This is a genomic window from Acinetobacter sp. ANC 5054, assembly GCF_002135295.1.
GTDB lineage: Bacteria > Pseudomonadota > Gammaproteobacteria > Pseudomonadales > Moraxellaceae > Acinetobacter.
Map to the genome: position 1 here is coordinate 79,995 of NZ_NEGG01000015.1, position 19,028 is coordinate 99,022.

The 19,028-nt window shown below is 40.3% G+C and carries 17 protein-coding genes and 1 other RNA gene; 10 read left to right on the forward strand and 8 right to left on the reverse strand.

The window, feature by feature from the left end:
- Positions 1-271 precede the first annotated feature (271 nt).
- Complete coding sequence (locus tag B9T33_RS14260) at positions 272-1,042, forward strand: SDR family NAD(P)-dependent oxidoreductase (RefSeq protein ID WP_086179560.1); 771 nt, start codon at positions 272-274, stop codon at positions 1,040-1,042.
- A gap of 216 nt (positions 1,043-1,258) precedes the next feature.
- Complete coding sequence (locus B9T33_RS14265; protein ID WP_228145840.1) at positions 1,259-1,555, forward strand: hypothetical protein; 297 nt, start codon at positions 1,259-1,261, stop codon at positions 1,553-1,555.
- A gap of 107 nt (positions 1,556-1,662) precedes the next feature.
- Here the strand turns inward: B9T33_RS14265 and pepP are convergent, their stop codons facing one another.
- Together pepP and B9T33_RS14275 are read right to left on the reverse strand one after the other, a co-directional pair.
- Positions 1,663-2,985 (reverse strand): Xaa-Pro aminopeptidase, encoded by a 1,323-nt coding sequence (pepP, locus tag B9T33_RS14270; RefSeq protein WP_086179561.1) that lies wholly within the window; start codon positions 2,983-2,985, stop codon positions 1,663-1,665.
- A 96-nt stretch (positions 2,986-3,081) separates the two neighbouring features.
- Positions 3,082-3,696, reverse strand: coding sequence for a UPF0149 family protein (locus tag B9T33_RS14275; RefSeq protein ID WP_086179562.1), 615 nt, complete (start codon positions 3,694-3,696; stop codon positions 3,082-3,084).
- A 64-nt stretch (positions 3,697-3,760) separates the two neighbouring features.
- Between B9T33_RS14275 and B9T33_RS14280 the strand changes: the two genes are divergently transcribed.
- The 3 genes from B9T33_RS14280 (at position 3,761) to ssrS (ending at position 4,885) form a co-directional block, all read left to right on the forward strand.
- A complete protein-coding gene (locus B9T33_RS14280; protein ID WP_086179563.1) occupies positions 3,761-4,312 on the forward strand; it encodes a hypothetical protein in 552 nt (183 codons plus the stop codon).
- 2 nt (positions 4,313-4,314) lie between these two features.
- Positions 4,315-4,602 (forward strand): cell division protein ZapA, encoded by a 288-nt coding sequence (locus tag B9T33_RS14285; protein WP_086179564.1) that lies wholly within the window; start codon positions 4,315-4,317, stop codon positions 4,600-4,602.
- 99 nt (positions 4,603-4,701) lie between these two features.
- Positions 4,702-4,885, forward strand: a non-coding RNA gene (gene ssrS / locus B9T33_RS14290) — 6S RNA.
- Positions 4,886-5,012: 127 nt separating this feature from the next.
- On the opposite strand, the gene B9T33_RS14295 is transcribed toward ssrS, so the two are convergent.
- On the reverse strand, positions 5,013-5,369 hold the full coding sequence (locus B9T33_RS14295) for a DUF1304 domain-containing protein (protein WP_086179565.1): 357 nt from the start codon (positions 5,367-5,369) through the stop codon (positions 5,013-5,015).
- 666 nt (positions 5,370-6,035) lie between these two features.
- Between B9T33_RS14295 and B9T33_RS14300 the strand changes: the two genes are divergently transcribed.
- From B9T33_RS14300 to B9T33_RS14320, 5 genes are read left to right on the forward strand one after another with little or no spacing between them, the layout of a single operon-like run.
- Positions 6,036-6,794, forward strand: coding sequence for a hypothetical protein (locus tag B9T33_RS14300; RefSeq protein WP_086179566.1), 759 nt, complete (start codon positions 6,036-6,038; stop codon positions 6,792-6,794).
- The gene (locus B9T33_RS14305) at positions 6,778-7,719 is read left to right on the forward strand and encodes a hypothetical protein (RefSeq protein ID WP_086179567.1); all 942 of its coding nucleotides are present in this window, start codon (positions 6,778-6,780) and stop codon (positions 7,717-7,719) included. The genes B9T33_RS14300 and B9T33_RS14305 overlap by 17 nt, the downstream gene beginning before the upstream one ends.
- Positions 7,706-8,956 carry a glycosyltransferase family 2 protein gene (locus B9T33_RS14310; protein WP_086179568.1) on the forward strand — a complete coding sequence of 417 codons (1,251 nt, stop codon included), beginning with the start codon at positions 7,706-7,708 and terminating at the stop codon, positions 8,954-8,956. The genes B9T33_RS14305 and B9T33_RS14310 overlap by 14 nt, the downstream gene beginning before the upstream one ends.
- Positions 8,953-10,764, forward strand: a complete 1,812-nt coding sequence (locus B9T33_RS14315) for a hypothetical protein (RefSeq protein WP_086179569.1) — start codon at positions 8,953-8,955, stop codon at positions 10,762-10,764. The genes B9T33_RS14310 and B9T33_RS14315 overlap by 4 nt, the downstream gene beginning before the upstream one ends.
- On the forward strand, positions 10,745-11,620 hold the full coding sequence (locus B9T33_RS14320; protein WP_086179570.1) for a hypothetical protein: 876 nt from the start codon (positions 10,745-10,747) through the stop codon (positions 11,618-11,620). The genes B9T33_RS14315 and B9T33_RS14320 overlap by 20 nt, the downstream gene beginning before the upstream one ends.
- 93 nt (positions 11,621-11,713) lie before the next feature.
- Here the strand turns inward: B9T33_RS14320 and wecB are convergent, their stop codons facing one another.
- From wecB to B9T33_RS14345, 5 genes are all read right to left on the reverse strand, one after another.
- Entirely contained in the window at positions 11,714-12,859 is a 1,146-nt protein-coding gene (gene wecB, locus B9T33_RS14325) for a non-hydrolyzing UDP-N-acetylglucosamine 2-epimerase (RefSeq protein WP_086179575.1), read from the reverse strand.
- A gap of 5 nt (positions 12,860-12,864) precedes the next feature.
- On the reverse strand, positions 12,865-14,037 hold the full coding sequence (locus B9T33_RS14330; protein WP_228145841.1) for a tetratricopeptide repeat protein: 1,173 nt from the start codon (positions 14,035-14,037) through the stop codon (positions 12,865-12,867).
- A 436-nt stretch (positions 14,038-14,473) separates the two neighbouring features.
- The gene (locus tag B9T33_RS14335) at positions 14,474-14,929 is read right to left on the reverse strand and encodes a hypothetical protein (RefSeq protein ID WP_086179571.1); all 456 of its coding nucleotides are present in this window, start codon (positions 14,927-14,929) and stop codon (positions 14,474-14,476) included.
- A gap of 154 nt (positions 14,930-15,083) precedes the next feature.
- Complete coding sequence (locus B9T33_RS14340) at positions 15,084-16,283, reverse strand: YncE family protein (RefSeq protein WP_086179572.1); 1,200 nt, start codon at positions 16,281-16,283, stop codon at positions 15,084-15,086.
- 261 nt (positions 16,284-16,544) lie between these two features.
- A partial coding sequence (locus B9T33_RS14345) for an Ig-like domain-containing protein (protein WP_143224020.1) occupies positions 16,545-19,028 on the reverse strand: 2,484 nt, incomplete at its 5' end.

Consider the following 19,028-nt stretch of genomic DNA (forward strand, 5'->3'; position numbering starts at 1 on the left):
ATGTTTTTTATCGAGATGAGAAAACATCTGCAATTTTTTAAAACGCTACACGCTGACTATGCCGTTTGACTCGTATTCTAATGCTAGAAAATGACATATTTTCTATGCAGGATAATTCATCCTATGAATGCGAGTAGCAAGGGATTTTTCTTATAAACAAATGATCTTTAAAATGAATGGCATCATCCTATTTTACGATCTAAAAATGCACTACTTTCAGAGTAAAATTTAAGGTATGGTAGATCTAGAAAATTCAATACAAATCAAAACAATGAATCAAAACCCATCTATTCAGCCAACCGAAAAAAATAGTCCTGTTGCATTAGTTACAGGGTCTACTTCTGGTATTGGTTATGCTATAGCGCGAAGGTTGTCGCATGAAGGTTATGCAGTTATTTTACATTCACGCAATTCTGTAGATGCGGGGAACGCATTGGCAACGGAGCTGGGAAATTCAATTTATATCCAAGCCGATTTAGCTCAAGATGCCGACCGAATCAGACTCATCAAAGAAGCAGTTGCTTGGACAGGTCGACTTGATGTATTGATCAATAATGCAGGCATTAGCCGTGTTGTTGCGCATGATGACCTTATGGCAGCTTCAGCCGAAATTTGGCAAGAGCTGCATGAGGTCAATGTCATTGCACCCTTTCGATTGATTGCAGAAGCAGAATCTGCCTTAAGAGCATCTGCTCAAGATGGGAGATCTGCTTGTATCATCAATATTAGTTCACATGCTGGTATTCGTCCTAAAGGGGCTTCTATTCCATATGCTGCTAGTAAAGCTGCCTTGAATCATATGACTCGCCTGCTTGCCGTATCTCTTGCGCCTGATATACAGGTAAATGCAATTGCACCTGGCCTTGTGGATACGCCTTTAACGCAAGATTGGACGTCATCCCAACAACTTTGGCAAGAGCATTCACCTATGGGCCGAGCAGCCAAGCCAGAAGATATAGCCCAAATTGTTGCTATGCTACTCTCATCCAACTACCTCACTGGGGAGATCATTATGGCTGATGGCGGGTTGAATTTGATTTGATGATAGCCACAGAATTATTATTTAAATAACAAAGGGATAAATTAAAAACCCATACCTCCATAAGGATGTGTTTTTATAAAAATTATGATATTAACTTTATGTTGGTAATGTTATTTTTCAGCGTAGATATTGTTTCAAATTAAGTAAATTTAGTATGAAAAAAATGCAAATCCTATTTTCAGTACTGCTCATCTTAGCTATTTTATGGAGCATTCAATGGATGTTTCATGGGTTTCCCACAGGGAATTAAACTTATTTGAAGCTAAACTTCTGAAGCATAACTATCCTGAAATACTAAATATTTTGAGAATAATAATGGATCATTCTGAACGCTTAATTGCAGCATTTTACTACTCTGTAGCTGGGATATTATTAGGTCTTGGACTAGCCATCTTTACATCACTTTATTTAAGTCTAACTATAAGTTCAGCTAAAATCGTGCTTTTTACTGTCATCTTCTTTTTTATTATTGGCTTTTTATTTCCCAATAGCGTCACCAATATATTCAAATAGATTTGGAACATTTTCATTCATTAATAGATATATTCCTCCTAAGATTTAAGGCAAGAATACGAAATAAATAAGCCGATCATCTGACCGGCTTATTCTCTTACAGCAAATTACTTCGCCATCAAGGCTTCAATATCTTCAACAGACTTGACCACTGCAGCGGTTAAAACGCGTGGGCCATTTTTCGTTGCCACCACATCATCTTCAATACGAATGCCAATACCGCGCCATTTCGCATCAACGCTTTCATCATCAGGCGCGATATAAAGACCCGGCTCTACCGTGACCACCATACCCTCTTCATAGGCACGCCATTCACCGTCTTGTTTATATGAACCCACATCATGCACATCCATACCCAACCAGTGGCCCGTACCATGCATATAGAACTGACGATAAGCTTCTTTTTCAATAATCTCATCAATATCGCCTTGCATAATGCCTAGATCCAGCAAGCCTTGAACCAAAATACGTACTGCCACGTTATGCGGTTCTTTATAAGAGCTGCCAACACGGATAGCATCAATGGCTGCAATTTGTGAATCCAGAACTACGTTATATAGGGCTTTTTGCTCAGGACTGAATTTGCCATTGACTGGGAAAGTACGGGTAATGTCTGATGCATACAGTTGATATTCGCACGCTGCGTCAATCAAGACCAAATCACCGTCTTTTAACTCTTTGTCATTTTCCACATAGTGCAAAATACAGCCATTTTCACCGCCACCAACAATGCTGTTATAAGACGGTACACAACCATTTTTACCAAACACATAATTCAGTTCAGCTTCCAAAGCATATTCCATCATGCCCGGTTTCACTGTTTGCATCGCACGTGTATGTGCTTCTGCAGAAATATCTGATGCGATTTGCATCAATTCCAGTTCGTCTTCAGATTTGTGCAAACGCATTTCATCAACAATACGATCGAGCTGAATCACCTGTGCAGGCGCACTTGCACCCTTCCGTGATTCACCGCTTGCAGTTGCAATCCATTTAGCAACGCGTGCATCAAAATCTTCCTGCTGACCAATGCGATAGAATAATTTATCTTTATTTTGTAATTTTTCTAAAATATCTTCGTCAAGCAAATCAATTGCATAAGCTTCATCTGCTTCATAATCATCAACAGCACCATCTACACCTGCACGGTAACCATTCCAAATTTCCATTTCACGGTCACGTTCGCGGCAGAACAAGCTATAAGTGTAGCCGTCTTCTTCTGTATCAAAAGTTTCAATGACTGCAACCGCTTCTGGTTCAGCAAAGCCTGTTAAATAGAAAAAACTACTGTCAGCACGAAATTTATAGTCTGCATCACGGTTACGCATGGCCTCTTTACTCGTGGCAATAATCGCAATGCTACGTAGCCCCATTTCACCTGCAAGGATGTCACGACGTTCTTGAAAATCTGCTTGAGTTAATTTCTTCATTTATTTGCTTCTTATGCGCTCTAATGATGTTTGAATTAAAAGTTGTGATTAGCTCTTAACATAGAACTAATCACGTTTTAATGCAAAAAGAATGCCTTAGCTTGGACGATGTGGTGTGAACATTTCAACCACATTGCTGCCCTGTGCTGATTTTTTGCTGCTTAATTGAAGTAAAGGTGTTTCTTCAACTGCAATTTTGCTACGGCCTACAGACAGGCTGACAGGAATTAAACGAACAAATTCGTATAACTCTTGATAGCTTTCCTCACCTTCTTCATCATCATCTGAATCTTCAAATTCAACTGAAGCCACATCCTGCAAATGTTCAATCAGTTCTTGCTCATTGGCACGAAGATGACCTGATGCCAAACCAAAGCCTAAAACTACACCTGCACACCAGTCTGCCAACGCTTGTACACGTTCAGAAAGTAGATGTTCGTCGTCTGGAAGTAAAGGAAGATAGTCGAGTTCATCATCTGAAAGTGAGTGAGCGACGTCTTCTGCTTCTTCTGTAAGCAAAGCCAATGCATCTTCATCTAATTCTGCAACATCGAGGGTTGCTAAAATTTGTTGCCATTCTTCACGGCTTGGTGGTTGTGACACACAAACTATACCTGTGAGTAAGCCATGTAACTCACTTGGGCTTGAAATTTCTTCAATTTTAGAAAAATTGTGTGACCAATCTGACCAACCTGAAATATCGTCTTGCATTCGCTTATCCAATCTCTATACTTCGTATATATTACCTTTGTTTGCAAGACTGTGCGACTACGTTATGTTAGAAGAATTACAGCGTCTCCAAGCGCATATTGGCGTTTTAAAAACGCGACTTGCGCAATATGAAAGTGAAAATGGTGCTTTAAAAGGTGAGAAAAACTCATCCAATGAACAGCATCATAGTCAAATTGTGCATAAGAACGGCATTATCACCTCTAAACAAGAAGAAATTGAAACACTGAATGAGCAATTAACCGATTCTCGTACGCAACTTAAACAGCTCAATACGGATGCCACTGCATTGGCAGATCGTTATAGCCGTTTGGAAAAAAGTTGTACGGATTTAAAAAATCGTTTTCAGGAGATTTTGGCTGAACGTAATGAACTACGTATCGTCAAAGAAAAAATGCAAAACGAACAACGTCATGCTCAACAGGAAATTCAAGGTCTACAACAAGAGCGTGAGCGTTTATTGCAAAAAAATGAACATGCCAAAGCAAAAGTTGAAGCGATTATTCAGCGTCTATCAATTTTAGGCACCGCTCAAGATCATCATGCGCAGGAAATTCAGCAGTTAGCGCATCCGACCGAAAATAATGAGGAAGTTTGATCATGAGTGAACAAATCGCCGTTGATTTAAAAGTTTTAGGTCACAGCTTTCGTCTAGCCACCACTTCGGATAAACAAGCGGATTTGGAACGTGCTGCACAATTGCTAAATGACAAATATGATGAATTCCGTCGTAAAGCGCCACGCATGGAACCAAGCAAGCTAATTATTATGGTGGCACTCGAGTTAATGCAAGAAGTGCTGTCGATGAATAAAAGTTTGCAGGAATATGCCAACTGTGAACTTTTGTTGCAAAATATTTTGGAAGAAGTGGAAGAATTGACTGAATAATCGATAGCTTAGTGATTAAACTTCGCCCGATCACTCGTAATTTATAAATTTATGGCCGTTAGACGATTTGCCAAAAAGACTGAATTCGTTATACTGAGCATATCTCTGAGGTGTTCGCCAGCTAGGTCTAATCCCCTGCCGATACTTAAACTTATGGATGTGTTCTGTATATTCTGAGCGTATGCCCTCCTTGTGTGGGAAACCCAGCGAGTGTACGTCGCGTCCACCTTGAACTCATCGGGTTCAGGGTCACGACATTTGCAGCGGCATCTTCGGAGCTATTTATTCTAATAAGAGCAACTACGATACTTTCAATATTTCAAAATAAATTTTCAAAAATTGTATCGCAAATAGTAACCCTCAAAATAAAATTACGTTTTCTATTACAACCATCCTTATCAGCTTTTAATCTACCAACCTAAATTTAATGCTATAAGGGCAATTAAAGCAGGCAAAGCTTGTATATAGAGTATTTTTCGACTGGCCGTAATCGCACCAAATATACCGGCAATCAACACACAACTTAAGAAGAAATTAGCCACCATCCATGCAAAGGGCTGAGCTAATAACAATGCAAAGATTAATCCTGCTGCCAGAAAACCATTATAAAGCCCCTGATTTTGTGCCAACACTTTCGTGAGCTGTGCTTTTTCAGGCGTATTGCCAAAAGCTTTTAAGCCCACAGGCTTGTCCCACAGGAACATTTCTAAGACTAAAATATAAATATGGAGTAATGCTATTAGGGCAATCAGTATTTGTGCGATCACGTCCAAGTCCTTCTTATTATTGATGCAGTGAATTTTACAAACTTATACACTTAAATGATCTTATATTTCAATTTATTAATTCAATCGAATGCTCTGAGTTAGCCAAATGACAATAAATTAACTGCTCATACACTTAACAGAGAATGATTTGGATGCTATGTAGGATAGCTACTCAGCGCGATAGACATGTTTAAAGCATTATACCAACACAACAAACGCAGTCAAAAATTTGATTTTTTTTAAATGCTTAATGCCCGTTCAAAAATCAAGGTCAAAGTTGAATGTACCATGATCAATTTGAACATGTAATGGTGTGTTCGGCACTAAAAAATGCATGGATAAAAGCAATGTTTGCTATGCACATTTTTACACTTTTGCTCTTCTATAAACATGGTGTACAAAACTACAAAATCATTGATAACAGTCATGTCTAATTCTTAGCCAGATTGAACGTTTTAAATTTTTCGTGATTATGTAATTTTTTTTTAATAGCGCTTACTTTTCATTTTTATCAAGATATCCTTAGAAAAGAGCAACTTGAAAAATCACATTTTAAAAACTGTGATTCATATCAAATAAAAATACAAAAAATGCATAATTTTATGCATAATTCACACTAAAATAGTGCCATTTTTTGTGATAGACACCTAATATAGGTAATTCAATATGCAATTCAAACATGTTCAGACTGTACTCTACTGGGTCATTTTGGCAGTATTCTTTTTAGGAATCGTTGCATATGAATGGCTACCTGTAGGTTATCGAGGCAGCTGGCTTTTTGTCTTAGCACTGATTATTGCAGGTGGCTTTGTCCGTTTTAGTACGGCCATTTTTATCGGGCTCGCTGCCTTCTTTTCAATCTCTATTTATTTCCTATTTGATCTGAATAGCTTCAATCATATTGAACGTCAAATTCTGTTACTTTTCATTGTTTTTTTTGCTCCATTGTTCCTTAGTGCCGTCCGTTATAACTTAATCGCAAGTGATAAATCACAAAAATCAATTAAGAACTTTAGTACAGGTTATTCCAATGATGTGCTGCCCATGAATACTTGGGAGCATATGATGGCAGAACTTTTAAAAATGTTGCCATTTTTGACTCTAAAAAATTATGAAGTCATCAATATTGAGATTAAGAATCAGCAATTGATTTCTGAAATGCTAGGTGAAGATGTCTGGAAAAATATTCAAAACAAAATCCTTGATTTGTTACGTCAAAAAACAGACGGGGTTATCTATAATTTTGCCAATGATGATCTGACGCAAATCCGCAGTGTGATTTTCCGTAACAATCCATCCTCGGAAAATATGCCGCAGTTTATTCATGTTTTGAAAAGCGTTGAAAGTATTGAACTGCAAATAGACTATGTGCTTAGGGATATCCCTGCCAGTATTCAGGAGGGAAATTATGTCTCTGCTCCTTAATATTTGCGGGGTCATTGTCTCGGTACAACAGTTTCCAGATCAGGCACTGCAACAGATTTATCAACAGGAATATCATTGCCCGATTGTGCAAATCGATAAAAATCAAGCCAGCTCAAATACGGATGTTCATGTGCCTGCTCAGGAAATACCTGTACAGGCGGCAGATCAGATCAATCGTTATTTTCCAGCTGAAAATGCTTGGTGGCCGTTGTATAGCCTTGATCAAGTAAAATCCAATAGCTTTAAACAAATGATTGCACGTGGCATCTACCCTGGCGTCATTCTGCCTCAGGAAAACTTTACTTGGGGACAGTATAAAAATGCAAAATATGCTGTACTTCAAGGCGCTATTCCCGTTATTGAATATAAGCATACCGATCCACATTATTTTGCATCTAAAGCGATTTTTGCTACGGCATTGGGTATGCGCCCAATGGCTGCATATATTCCAGCAGGTTGGGATCCAAATATTTTAATGCAGCCCAAAGGTAGTTATATCATTCAGCATTTTTCTAATGCGCAATTGCCAATGCCGGCACGTGCTTCAAAACTCAATGATCTCACTTTTTATAACGCCACAACCAATACCCAAACAGCTTCGGGTATGCAAATTATAGTTAACCCTCCAGACAGCTTACCAATTGAAAATATCCGCTACCCTGATTTTGGCATTGCTTGGCAATTTCATGGCATTCCATTTCAAAGCAACGAGCATGGTATTCAAACTGGAATTATGGGTTATGCGCTCTTGGTGTTGAGTGTTCTGAATATCCCTATTGATTTAATTTTAAATACCCATTATCCAAATATTCTTACCACCATGGGCAGCTCGATTTCTTGGGTCTCCCTTGTACTTGGAGTAATTTTATTCTTGGTGCTTATTATTTCTATCGTCAAAAGAGTGCGTGACAATGGATCCGATTGACCTGCTCTTTTTATTCGGCTTTATCGGAATTTGGGTTCCGCAAGCCTTTTGGGCTTGGCTGAGTTATTCGGCTTGGCAGTATTCAAAAAAGGCGGTTATTGAGCTGAAAAACCTGCCTGTACCTGAACACTGGCCGATGCTGAGTGTCTTGATTCCAGCCTATAACGAAGCTGTGGTGATTGAAGATACACTGCATGCGATGGCGCAGCAGGATTACCCTGCCGAATCCTATGAAGTGCTGCTGATTAATGATGGTTCTAAAGATGATACCTTAGAAATTGCCGAACGTATGGCGGCGCTTTATCCCTGCATTAAAATTGTCAATGTACCTAAAGGCATGGGCGGTAAAGGTAAATCTCGCACGCTAAATAATGGTTTGCCGCATGCCAAAGGCGAGCTCATTGTTGTTTATGATGCAGACAGTACCCCTGAGCCGAATTGTGTACGCTTATTGGCGCAAACTTTAATTGCCGATCCTAAACTGGTTGCAGTTAATGGCAAGGTACGCACCCGAAATTGGCGTGACAGCATTTTGACTCGATTTATCGCCATCGAGTTTATTTTTTTCCAATGGATTTTTCAGGGCGGTCGCTGGAACAAGTTTGAACTTTCAACTTTAATGGGGACAAACTATGTGATTTGGCGTAAAGCGCTGGAAACCTTAGGTGGATTTGACGAAAAATCTTTGGTTGATGATACCGAAATGAGTTTCCGAATTTTCCTAGGAAAAAAACGCATTAAATGGGTGCCTTATGCCGTTGGTTGGCAACAAGACCCCCCCTCTTTAGAGGTTTTTATTAAACAGCGCTCCCGTTGGACGCAAGGAAATTTTTATGTCACCAATAAATATTTACCGATTGCGCTAAGACATCCTTTCCCAATCGGTGTGGAAATTTCCAACAACATTATGTGCTACATCATGTTTGTTCCCGCATTATTTTGGAGTCACACCGCGCTGGTTCTAGGTTTACTGAATATTGCCAATGTATCTATTCCAGGTCCGTTTACGGCACTTTGGGGGCTGTCATTCTGCCTTTATGTTGCTCAAATGTGGTTTACCTTGTCGTTAGAGAAAGCTAAACCACAAATGTATTTCTTTTCAGTACTTGCCTATTTTACCTATTCACAGATTTTCCTGATCATCGTGTTTAAAGCTGCCTATGACATGATCAAAGGCAAATTAAAAGGTGAAGGTATTCAATGGTACAAGACTGAACGTAGTAAAGAGAAAAAATGATGAAACACTTAAAAATCTCCCCACTTTTGTCCTCATTACTTGCAATCAGTATTCTGGCTGCGCAGACTGCTAACGCTGCACAATGGTCTTTTCCAGACAGCATCAGTCAAAGTAAGCAAGCGCAAATCAGCCAATATTTTTATGTTGCCAAAGGTGAAAGTTGGAATAATGCCACGTATACCACCAACTACAATGCCGATCAAAATGTCAGTGTGGTTGTGAATTTAGATGACAAGCCGATCTACCGTGCTCAACTTGCCAATACAGGCACGCTGTCATTTAATGTACCCGCCAGTACCAGCGGTTTTCACCGTCTAGACCTGATTGTTCAGCAAAACAACACCATTGATCAAAGCAATTTGTGTTTAGAACAGCCGATTCAAGCAACGGCATTTGAGCAGGCGAATCTGAGTTATCAGCCCGTGCGTCAAAATTTCCGCTTAAGCGATTTACCTGATGCGTTGTATAACCCTAAACTCAACAGCAATACGGCGTTAAAGGGCGCTTTTATTTTTAATGCCAAAGACATTAAAGAAAGCAGCTCACTGGCGCGCTTAGTCAGTGGCTGGGAACAAAGCCGCACGGTCAAATGGCTCACCGCACAGCAAGCGGAAACAGAAACACCTGATTTTAAAGTGGTCGTGCAACATGCAGCCCAATTAAAAAATCCAGTATTACAACTACAAGCACCAAATAATATTCCTACATTGACGATCCAATACGGCAATGCTGCACAGCTAGAAAATGCAGTAAATGCCCTACTCAATGCTAAATATTTGCAGCAGCTAAACAGTGATAGCGCTCAATTGCCTGAGCGTATTGAAAGTCCAGCATGGGCCGTGAGTAAAAAATTTGATAATTTAGCAGACCTTGGCATCCAAGATTTCCGCTTAGGTCAAAGTAAACAAATCTTTACCCTCAACTTCCCAGCAGTTTGGCAACCAACCGATATTCTGCAAGGCCAAATCGCACTACGCGCTCAAAGTGGCTTACTTGAAGGCTCTGCAATGACTGCTTGGATTAACAGCGCACTTGCAGGCAGCATGAAACTTGCCAATCTAGAATCAGATCCTGTCGACCGCCAGTTCAACATCTTCAGTGCCGATATTGGCAAATCGCCATCCTTTGATTTGGCTATTGAAAATACAGTGCTGGCGAACTCTAATTGCTTACCAAATGTGCAAGGTTCAGTGTGGGTCAATGCTGAAAAATCTAAGCTCATGTTGCCTTATGTGCTGAAACAAGGGGTAATTAGCCTGTCGTCTGTATTGGCGACTCAACCTAAAATCGCAATTAATGATCATCCTAGCAGCAACAGCATAGCGGTGACGGCTATGCAAACAGCCAAACAAATGCTGATGACTGCTGCCCCTGTGCCACTTAATTTAAGCAGTTTTGATCCTGCACATCCTGAGCAAGTAAATGTCCGTGTCAATGCAGATATTTACCACCAGCAAGTGTTAATGCATCAAGATACGCTGTATCAACCAACGGCAGCGAATGGTTTCTTTGTTATATACCAAAATAACCGCTTCAATATCATTACAGATGATACAACTGGCGCCGACACATTTAACCGCTTGTGGCCTAAAATTCAGAGTCAGATTCCAAACAATACCGCGAAACTTTTTGTATCAGCAGAAGGTAATGTATATGTACTTAAAAAGCTAATTTTACAAACAAAAAGCGAGCCGATTATTGAGCAATCGAATACTTTCGTCATTATCGTGATACTATCAGCGCTGGTCGTGCTGATGGCCTTCTTCTGGTTATGGCGTAAACGTAAAAATGAAAGCAAATCCGAATAAAAAGAACTTAGCCAAAATGCTCATACTCTTTAGCATTTTGGCATGCTTTGTTTTAGGGACCTGTGCTGCGGTTTCACGCACACAGTCCCCTGCTAAGGTTATGGGTGTATTTTGGCAACCCGATTCAAACTCCGTACCCAGCGGTAATTGGGATCTTTTGGGTGCTCACACTTTTGTTCCGCAATTTGGCATGGTCAATGCCAAATCATGGTTTCCTGCTGGCAATATGCCACAGTGGGAAAACCTACCCAATTGGGAGAATGTACAAAAACAGCCGTGGTCTAAGCATCTCATACTCGGTCTATCGGGCGAATACAATGAAATTAACGCCCGCGCACATGTCAAACAACATGCTGCAACCTCGCAAAAATTCCTTCAACAAGTAACCCTGAGCCATCCACCTCAGGGTTATTATTTTCCAGTCGAAGCAGATCCTACATGGCTGCGTGTGAACGAATTAGGTAAAGCACTACAAAGCTTGCCGTCTCCACTTTGGGTGAGCATTTACAGTGCTGAAGCGGAACCTGAATTTTATGATGCATGGTTAAATAGCTGGCTTCCATCAAATACGAATGTGTTCTTTCAGGATGGTGTCGGCACAGGCACACGCACCCCTGCACAAGCTTTAAAAATCGCCAAACAATTACAACAAAAATTTGGTCAGAAAAGAATTGTATTGGTCTTAGAGGCCTTCCGCCCGACTAAAAATGGTGGATTTCGTGCAGCGTATCCATGGGAAATTATTCAGCAACTCAAAACCTATGAAAATCAAAACGTATTTATCTTTGATGGTCCACATTATATGGACCGTTCAACCGTGTATGCAGTTGCTTTATGGCAAAAGCTTGCTTATTAAATACTACATTGAAATAAAAAAGATCAGCATAAAGCTGATCTTTTTTTTAGAGTACATTAGGCTAAATTTATTGCCAAAATGGGTCATCTAATTTCAAACTGGCTTGCTCGCATCCTGATAGATTTGTTCTAAAATCCGTTCTGCGGCATAACCATCACCAAAGGGATTTTTTACCTGAGACATGGATTGATAATAATCAACATCGTCCATCAAACGCGTTGCCTGTTTTAAAATCAAATCTTTATCTGTACCCACTAAAACTCCGCCACCAACATCTACAACTTCAGGTCGCTCTGTAGTTGTACGCAAAATCAGCACTGGCTTATTGAAAGATGGGCCTTCTTCTTGCAAACCGCCCGAATCAGTCATGATAAAGTGCGCGCGGCGCATCATATTCAATAGATTTGGATAGTCCAGTGGCGGCAATAAATGCACTTGCGGATGCGCATCAAAATATTGATGCACCACTTGGTGAACTGCAGGATTGAGATGCACGGGCCAAACAAAATTCAAATGCGGATACTGCGCTGCCAATTGCTGAATTGATTCACAGATATTTTGAATCCCTTCACCAAAATTTTCACGGCGATGTGCAGTCACCAAAATAACTTTTTGCTCATCACTAAAATTCAAACCCAATTCTGCCATCAGGCGCAAACCTTCTGCATCACTCAATCGAGATTTAGCCAAACGTACGGCATCAACCACCGTGTTGCCTGTCACATGAATGTGTTCTGGTGTAATTGCTTCATTCATTAAATTTTGCTGCGACTGCTGGGTCGGTGCGAAATGCCAACGTGCAATGCGCGAAACCAACTGGCGGTTACCTTCTTCTGGAAATGGATGTTCCATATCATAAGAGCGCAGTCCAGCCTCGACATGCGCCACAGGTATTTTCAGTGAAAATGCTGTTAATCCAGCGGCGAGTACCGTGGTAGTATCACCTTGAACAATAATTGCATCACGCTTCACGCCATCAGCAAATACGCTTTCCAATTGTTCTAAGCCATGTTGTAGCAGTTGATTGAGGCTTTGCCCTGCGGACATCATCTTTAAACGTTGATCAATTTGAATTTGAAAAAATTCGATGGCATCACGTACCAATTCATCATGCTGACCAGTAAAAACCACTTCTACATCAAAACGCGGGTCTTGCTTTGCAAGCAAAATAATTGGAGCAACTTTAATTAATTCTGGGCGTGTGCCAAAAACAATCGACAGTTTCAATTTGTTTTGCATCATGATTAAAATCCTTGATAAATCGTCAATTCCACGCGGGTATTATTAAAGGTATCTTTCACATCTGTTGGTGTTGATGTCACGTATTTACCATATAGCTGCTCTACGCGAAGCGTCATTGGAAATTGTGCAAAAGGCTTCCATGAAACCCCTGGGCCGGCTTCCGCAAAATTATTGTAATAGCGATGTGCAGTATCATTAATGCTGTGGAATTTGCCATATAGTTGAACGCTATTATTTGCAAAACCCAGTCCCGTGCGTACCCGCATATCGGCTAAAACTGAATAATCTTCTCGCGAGTAGGTTGCAATATTGCCATAAGCATCGGTATGCCAATTTGGACAAGCTGCTTGTTCACACCATTGGTCTGAATTCCATTCCTGATAGCCCGTTAAACCAGCGTTGATACTTTCACGAAATTTACTTCGATCACGGTCAATCAAATCGTAACTGCCGCCCACTTCTGCATACGCCCGCACTGGCAGTTGTAGCCATGGTTGGTAACTCACCCCAACACCGACAATCGCCGCATTATCATCATAAATAACCGCATTACTACCCAAAACTTCCGGGTTGGTATTGCCAGAAGAACGTGTGTCGCGGTTGATACTGGCAAAACCATACAATTGACCTTGCTGACCTTCGCCAAAATAACGACCTGCACGGGCTTTTAAAGGAAATAGCCCAAGATCAAAACGACCTTCATAAGAGGGAGAGAAATAGACGTCTGCAAATACACGGCTGCCTGATTGATCATTGCTGCCTTGTAAATTTTTAACTGCCTGTTCAGCCGTTGCTTTGGTATCAGGGTTAGTGGAATCTCGAACTGATTTAAATAATTCTAATGCTTCGGCATTACGCTCTAGCCCATTCAACAAATAAGCTTGCTGGAGTGTCAGTGACTCATCTTGTGGCGCTAAAGCACGTGCTTTAACAATACTATCCAACGCGCCTTGATTGTTTTTTTGATTGATACGTAAATACGTTAAGCTTTTCCAAACACGTACATCATTAGGCGTGATCTGACTAATTTGCAGCAACATTTGTTCAGCTTGCTGTGGATCACTTTTCTCAATTTTATAATAATTTTCCCACAAAGGATAAACCGCAGTATCCATTGGAACCTGAGATTGTTCCACTGGGTTTGCATTTACAAACTGTACTGCTGAAAGACTCATCAAACTGCAAAAAAGCAGCTTCATCATCTTATGCATTTGGGGATCAATCATTAGAGCACTCTCATTATTTACTTAGATTACAACAAGATATTTTACCAATAACACACTATTAGGCTTAATAAATGTTAACCAAGTCACTATTTTAAACCAATAGACACCATTTTCACACGTATAATCTTAAGTCGTTTCTCCTAAACTTAAATGATTTTTGTACAGTAAATACGTAACGCATGCTTGGATTAGTTCATTTTAAATGCTGTATATTTCATTTTATTGTGATGGCTAAATGATAATTTCTATTGACCTGCACATTTTTCGCAGGCGGAATGACCCCATCTATCTCAATATTTTTCTTCATTCAAAATCGGTGCACTCTTCCAAATTACATCAGCGAATAAGGAAATTCTATAACTTCCCATATTCACGATCTTAAGATTTACATTTTTTTCAATTGGTCTATATATCCATCTAGATGACTCTGCATTTCAGGCATGATTTTTCTTAAAAATTGGCAATAATTTAGTGCATCTTGTGCGGACAATATACCCGTAGACACCAGCTGCATTTGCTTTTGTAGTAAACCTTCAACTTTTGGGATATCTGGCTTTTGACCATGACTTAAGCCCTGACTAATGGCTGCAAATTCAGTATAAAGCTGATCACGTTGACGCAAAAGTTCGGTTTGATTATCTAATGGCTTTAGATTCTGCTGTGGATTTTGCATTGGCTGCGAAGCTGATTCTTGCGCGGCTGTTATAGCGTGATTCGGCGATGTTTTAGAAGTCTCAACAGCTGTTTTAAGAAACCCTGTCTCAGGTTTAAAAAATAGCACCATAAGACACAAAACAATCAGTCCACCTGTAGTAACGGCAGTAAATTTGATCCAGCTCATTGTTTCACCTTTGTTATTTTATTTAAATGATTAATTTAATTTATAAAATTTTCTTTTAAATAATTTCATAAATTAGAAGAGGTGCAAAAAACCCAAGCGATCTGCACCTCGAATTAATTTTTAAGTTTATTTACTTCTATCTTTATTATTCATATTAAGGCGTAGACCATCCTGCTGGTGCATAACCTAAACGAACACGCTGTGGGTGATTGCCAACTGGAACTGTGATGACTTTTTCACCTGTTGCAAAATCAATCACGGTTACTGCATCTGTGGCACTTTCAGAAATGACACAGCGTTTACCATCTGGACTTTGCGTTGCCCAATACGGTTTGCCTGCAGCAATCAATTTCGCCGCGGTCAAAGTTTTACGATCGACGATGGTGGCATAATCGTCCATCGTTCCTGCAACACATAGTTTTTCACCATCTCCACTGATCGAAAGCCCATGATGGCGTGAGTCATTCACCCATTTGGTGCGATCAGAGGGAATAGTTGTACTTCCCGGAAGCTGTGCAATGCGTGTGACTTTGCCTTGATTGAGATCATATTCGACCAAGCCATTAAAAAATGAGACTTGCGCATAGATTTTGGATTCATCTTTGCTAAACACAATTGGACGCACAGCGTTCGATAGGTCTTTACGGCCAAAGGCATCCAATGCAGGACGAAAATCAATTTTCTTCAATACTTTAAAATTATTAGCATCGGCAATGGTGAGATAGCGTTTGCCTTTAGTGAAATCCTGCCACGTTGCATCCATTGAGGTTTCCACATTACCTATGGCTGAGTTAAGAATTTTTGTGCCACCATCAAAGTAAATATTTTCATGTGGCTTATCTCCTGTGGCAAAGCGCCCGAGTTCCTTGCCTGTGTTGATATCGAGTATATGTACGACATTTCCTGAAGACGCTGATACTGCAACCTGTTGACCATCAGGGGATACTGCCATATGGTCTGCTCGAAATCCCTCAACGGGTGTGCGCCAATTAATTTTCCCTGTTGTAATATTAATCGAGACAACATCTGCATAGCTTGGGCGTGATGCAACCACCGATTTGCCATCTGGTGTGGAATACATGTCATCGACCAATTGATCATTTCCCTCTCCTGCCGTATTACGAATATAGCTATAGGCGATCAACTTTACTGGATTGAGGTAAATCTCAGTGAGCCGTTCCTTTTTGTCGGGCACCATATTGATGACACCAACTTTCTGATAGTTTTTTGCAGGATTGATGACAGTAACCGTACCATCCCAGTTATTGCCGACAAAAAAGACTTGCTGGCTATTGGGTGGAACGGGTGCAGTGCTGGTCGCTGCGAAAGTAAGTGGCGACACCGCAACCATCATATAAAGAAGTGTCCTGATCCAGAGATTCTTTTTCATTTTTATTGTCCATTAATTTGTTTTATTTAGAAATATTCATCTGATAATTGATAATTTTTTAATCTAGATGAATCTACCTATTTATGTTCTAGGCGATTTAAGATTACTTAAATATACAAGTGTATTTATATAGTGAATTTTTTATTTCCGATGAGTTGAATATATTTCACTCAAGATACGAATAAAAAAAAGCACCCGAAGGTGCTTTTTTAGTTCATCAAATGATTAGTAAATAATTTGATTATTGTTGATTAGGTCATCTAGTTCGACTTTGCTCGTTTGATTGAGCAAGATCACGAGATCTTGTGATTCATATTCCGTACCTGATGTGCCATCACGGTCAATTGAAATCACAGCTGAATCAGTTTCTTCGTCATATTCTACTGTTACAAACTCTGCGAGATTCGCTTCAGTTGCATCGTCAGAAAGTAAGGATGAGATGTCGATTTGGTCATTTGAACCGATAGTAAACCCGTCAACCTGGTTCGCTTCGCCATTCGCTAATGCGTATTCTTGATTTAAAACTTTAAAGATAGGATCTTCGTCAATCGCTAAATCATTCACATCATTAACTTCTGCTGTAAGCATTGAGCGCCCAGCAAATCCATCTGCATCCAACACTTTTACTTGAAAATCCAGTGTAGACGTTGTCTTATCACTATTTGATATTTCCGTAGAAGTTGCGGTCAAGGTCACATCAAGGATTTCTTGGGATTTTTCTTTAACCGTCAGAGTAAAGTCAGTGTACTCTGATGCACTTGCATCTTGAACCGCAGGAGAATACTTAGCAATACCATCTGCACCAACAGTCACTGAATGAGATTTACCCGCTGCATCCTTAAAGCTGAGGATAGAACCTGGACGCAAGCCTGACATTTCAAATGATACATATTCTGAACCATCAATATCCATTGCTTTTACATGAATACCATCTAACTGAATCACATCTTCAGCATTACCTTGATATCCTAGAGCTATTGGATAGAAGCCTGTCTCATCTTTACCATCAACGCCAGCATTATAGTCACCTAGAATATAACCTGTGTCTGTAAGCAATCCATTAATGGCATCGACACTTGGATAATAACTTACAGCACTACCATCTTTTGTAGTAACGTTAAAGTTATAATTACCCACACCCTCAGCATTATGCGCATAGAACTGGAAGCTATAGAAACCTGTTTGACTCACACTAAAACTAGTATCTGCTTCGGTATTTACCCCTATCCAGTTGACATGTTCGGTAGAAACGCCATCACCAATAATAATCGCAGCACTATCATCAGCCTTTCCTTCATATTTATAGACTTGACCCGCTTCAAGGAATACAAAACCATGAATATAAACTGCATCAAACGTCGGTAAATTACTAGCATTCAAACTGCCAGTCTTTCCTGCCTCTGCATATGCAATACTACTACCATCCGAATTGGTGACGTTCGTATTGTTACGCAAATAATCAATAGCATTGATAAGGGTATCTCTATTTGCACCATCCCCAGAATTTTCAATCAAATTACTGCCATCAACATTTTTAACATTTTTCCAGGTTTGAATATTCAATTCTAACGGTGGTATATCAAAGTTAAAAATACCCACCATCGGCTGGTCGGCAACAGCAGTGACCTGAACGTTGATGGCATCTGTTGTGATTGTCTCTCCAACGTACCCATAGGCATAAGTAATTTCAGGAATTTCAACCATACCACTAAAGTCTTTCAATGGGGTAAAGGTTAATTCACCAGTTGATGTGACCGTTAAAGTACCCACACCTGGAACTTCAATAGGATTTTTTACAACGCTATTCCAATCATGTGTAATCTGTGTCGTAACTCCACCAATGGTAACTGTGTTTATCAGGTTATACGTTGGCTGACCCTCAATTGGATTCGGCAAAGTTACTTTTCCATCTTCCAGCACTGTAGCGTCAGGTTTAACAGGGACATCATCAAATGTCACTGTACCCGTATCTTCATCCGTGCCATCTGTCACGGTGTAAGTTACATCTGGAACTGAGCCTGAATAATTCGGCTCTGGAGTAAAGGTTAACTGACCTTCTTCTGTAATCGTGATTGTACCTACGTTTGGAATAGTCGCAGTTTCACTCGGTTGATAAGTGTTACCACCAACGGTGAAGTCTTTCACTGTTAATGGTTTACCTTCTGGATCGCTGTCGTTTTCAAGGATGTCTTTGGTTACTGGCGCATTATGCACTGGGGTAACAAGGTCATCGTTTGCTTCTGGTGCTTNATTCGGTGCAGCTGGAACATCTTCAAAGGTCACTGTGCCTTGAGCTTCGCCGCCTTTGCCATCAGTTACCGTGTATGTCACGTCAGGAACCGAACCGGTATAACCTGCTTCAGGCGTAAACGTTAAATTACCATCTTTATCAACGGTGATTGTTCCTACGCCTGGAAGTTCAGCCGTTTCACCTGGCTGATAAGTTTTATCCCCAACAGTGAAGTCTTTTAACACTAATGGATCATTTTCAGGGTCAGTATCGTTTGTAAGGATGTTCTTCTCAACTGGCGTACCGTGCTCCGTGGTCACTGTATCATTTTCAGCAACTGGTGGCTTATTCGGTGCAGCTGGAACATCTTCAAAGGTCACTGTGCCTTGAGCTTCGCCGCCTTTGCCATCAGTTACCGTGTATGTCACGTCAGGAACCGAACCGGTATAACCTGCTTCAGGCGTAAACGTTAAATTACC

What these genes read in the sequence shown, in the direction of transcription:
- B9T33_RS14260 (WP_086179560.1), top strand. Translation starts at nt 272, where the DNA reads ATGAATCAAAACCCATCTATTCAGCCAACCGAAAAAAATAGTCCTGTT.
- B9T33_RS14265 (WP_228145840.1), top strand. Translation starts at nt 1,259, where the DNA reads ATGGATGTTTCATGGGTTTCCCACAGGGAATTAAACTTATTTGAAGCT.
- pepP (WP_086179561.1), bottom strand. Translation starts at nt 2,985, where the DNA reads ATGAAGAAATTAACTCAAGCAGATTTTCAAGAACGTCGTGACATCCTT.
- B9T33_RS14275 (WP_086179562.1), bottom strand. Translation starts at nt 3,696, where the DNA reads ATGCAAGACGATATTTCAGGTTGGTCAGATTGGTCACACAATTTTTCT.
- B9T33_RS14280 (WP_086179563.1), top strand. Translation starts at nt 3,761, where the DNA reads ATGTTAGAAGAATTACAGCGTCTCCAAGCGCATATTGGCGTTTTAAAA.
- B9T33_RS14285 (WP_086179564.1), top strand. Translation starts at nt 4,315, where the DNA reads ATGAGTGAACAAATCGCCGTTGATTTAAAAGTTTTAGGTCACAGCTTT.
- B9T33_RS14300 (WP_086179566.1), top strand. Translation starts at nt 6,036, where the DNA reads ATGCAATTCAAACATGTTCAGACTGTACTCTACTGGGTCATTTTGGCA.
- B9T33_RS14305 (WP_086179567.1), top strand. Translation starts at nt 6,778, where the DNA reads ATGTCTCTGCTCCTTAATATTTGCGGGGTCATTGTCTCGGTACAACAG.
- B9T33_RS14310 (WP_086179568.1), top strand. Translation starts at nt 7,706, where the DNA reads ATGGATCCGATTGACCTGCTCTTTTTATTCGGCTTTATCGGAATTTGG.
- B9T33_RS14315 (WP_086179569.1), top strand. Translation starts at nt 8,953, where the DNA reads ATGATGAAACACTTAAAAATCTCCCCACTTTTGTCCTCATTACTTGCA.
- B9T33_RS14320 (WP_086179570.1), top strand. Translation starts at nt 10,745, where the DNA reads ATGAAAGCAAATCCGAATAAAAAGAACTTAGCCAAAATGCTCATACTC.
- wecB (WP_086179575.1), bottom strand. Translation starts at nt 12,859, where the DNA reads ATGCAAAACAAATTGAAACTGTCGATTGTTTTTGGCACACGCCCAGAA.
- B9T33_RS14330 (WP_228145841.1), bottom strand. Translation starts at nt 14,037, where the DNA reads ATGAGTCTTTCAGCAGTACAGTTTGTAAATGCAAACCCAGTGGAACAA.
- B9T33_RS14335 (WP_086179571.1), bottom strand. Translation starts at nt 14,929, where the DNA reads ATGAGCTGGATCAAATTTACTGCCGTTACTACAGGTGGACTGATTGTT.
- B9T33_RS14340 (WP_086179572.1), bottom strand. Translation starts at nt 16,283, where the DNA reads ATGATGGTTGCGGTGTCGCCACTTACTTTCGCAGCGACCAGCACTGCA.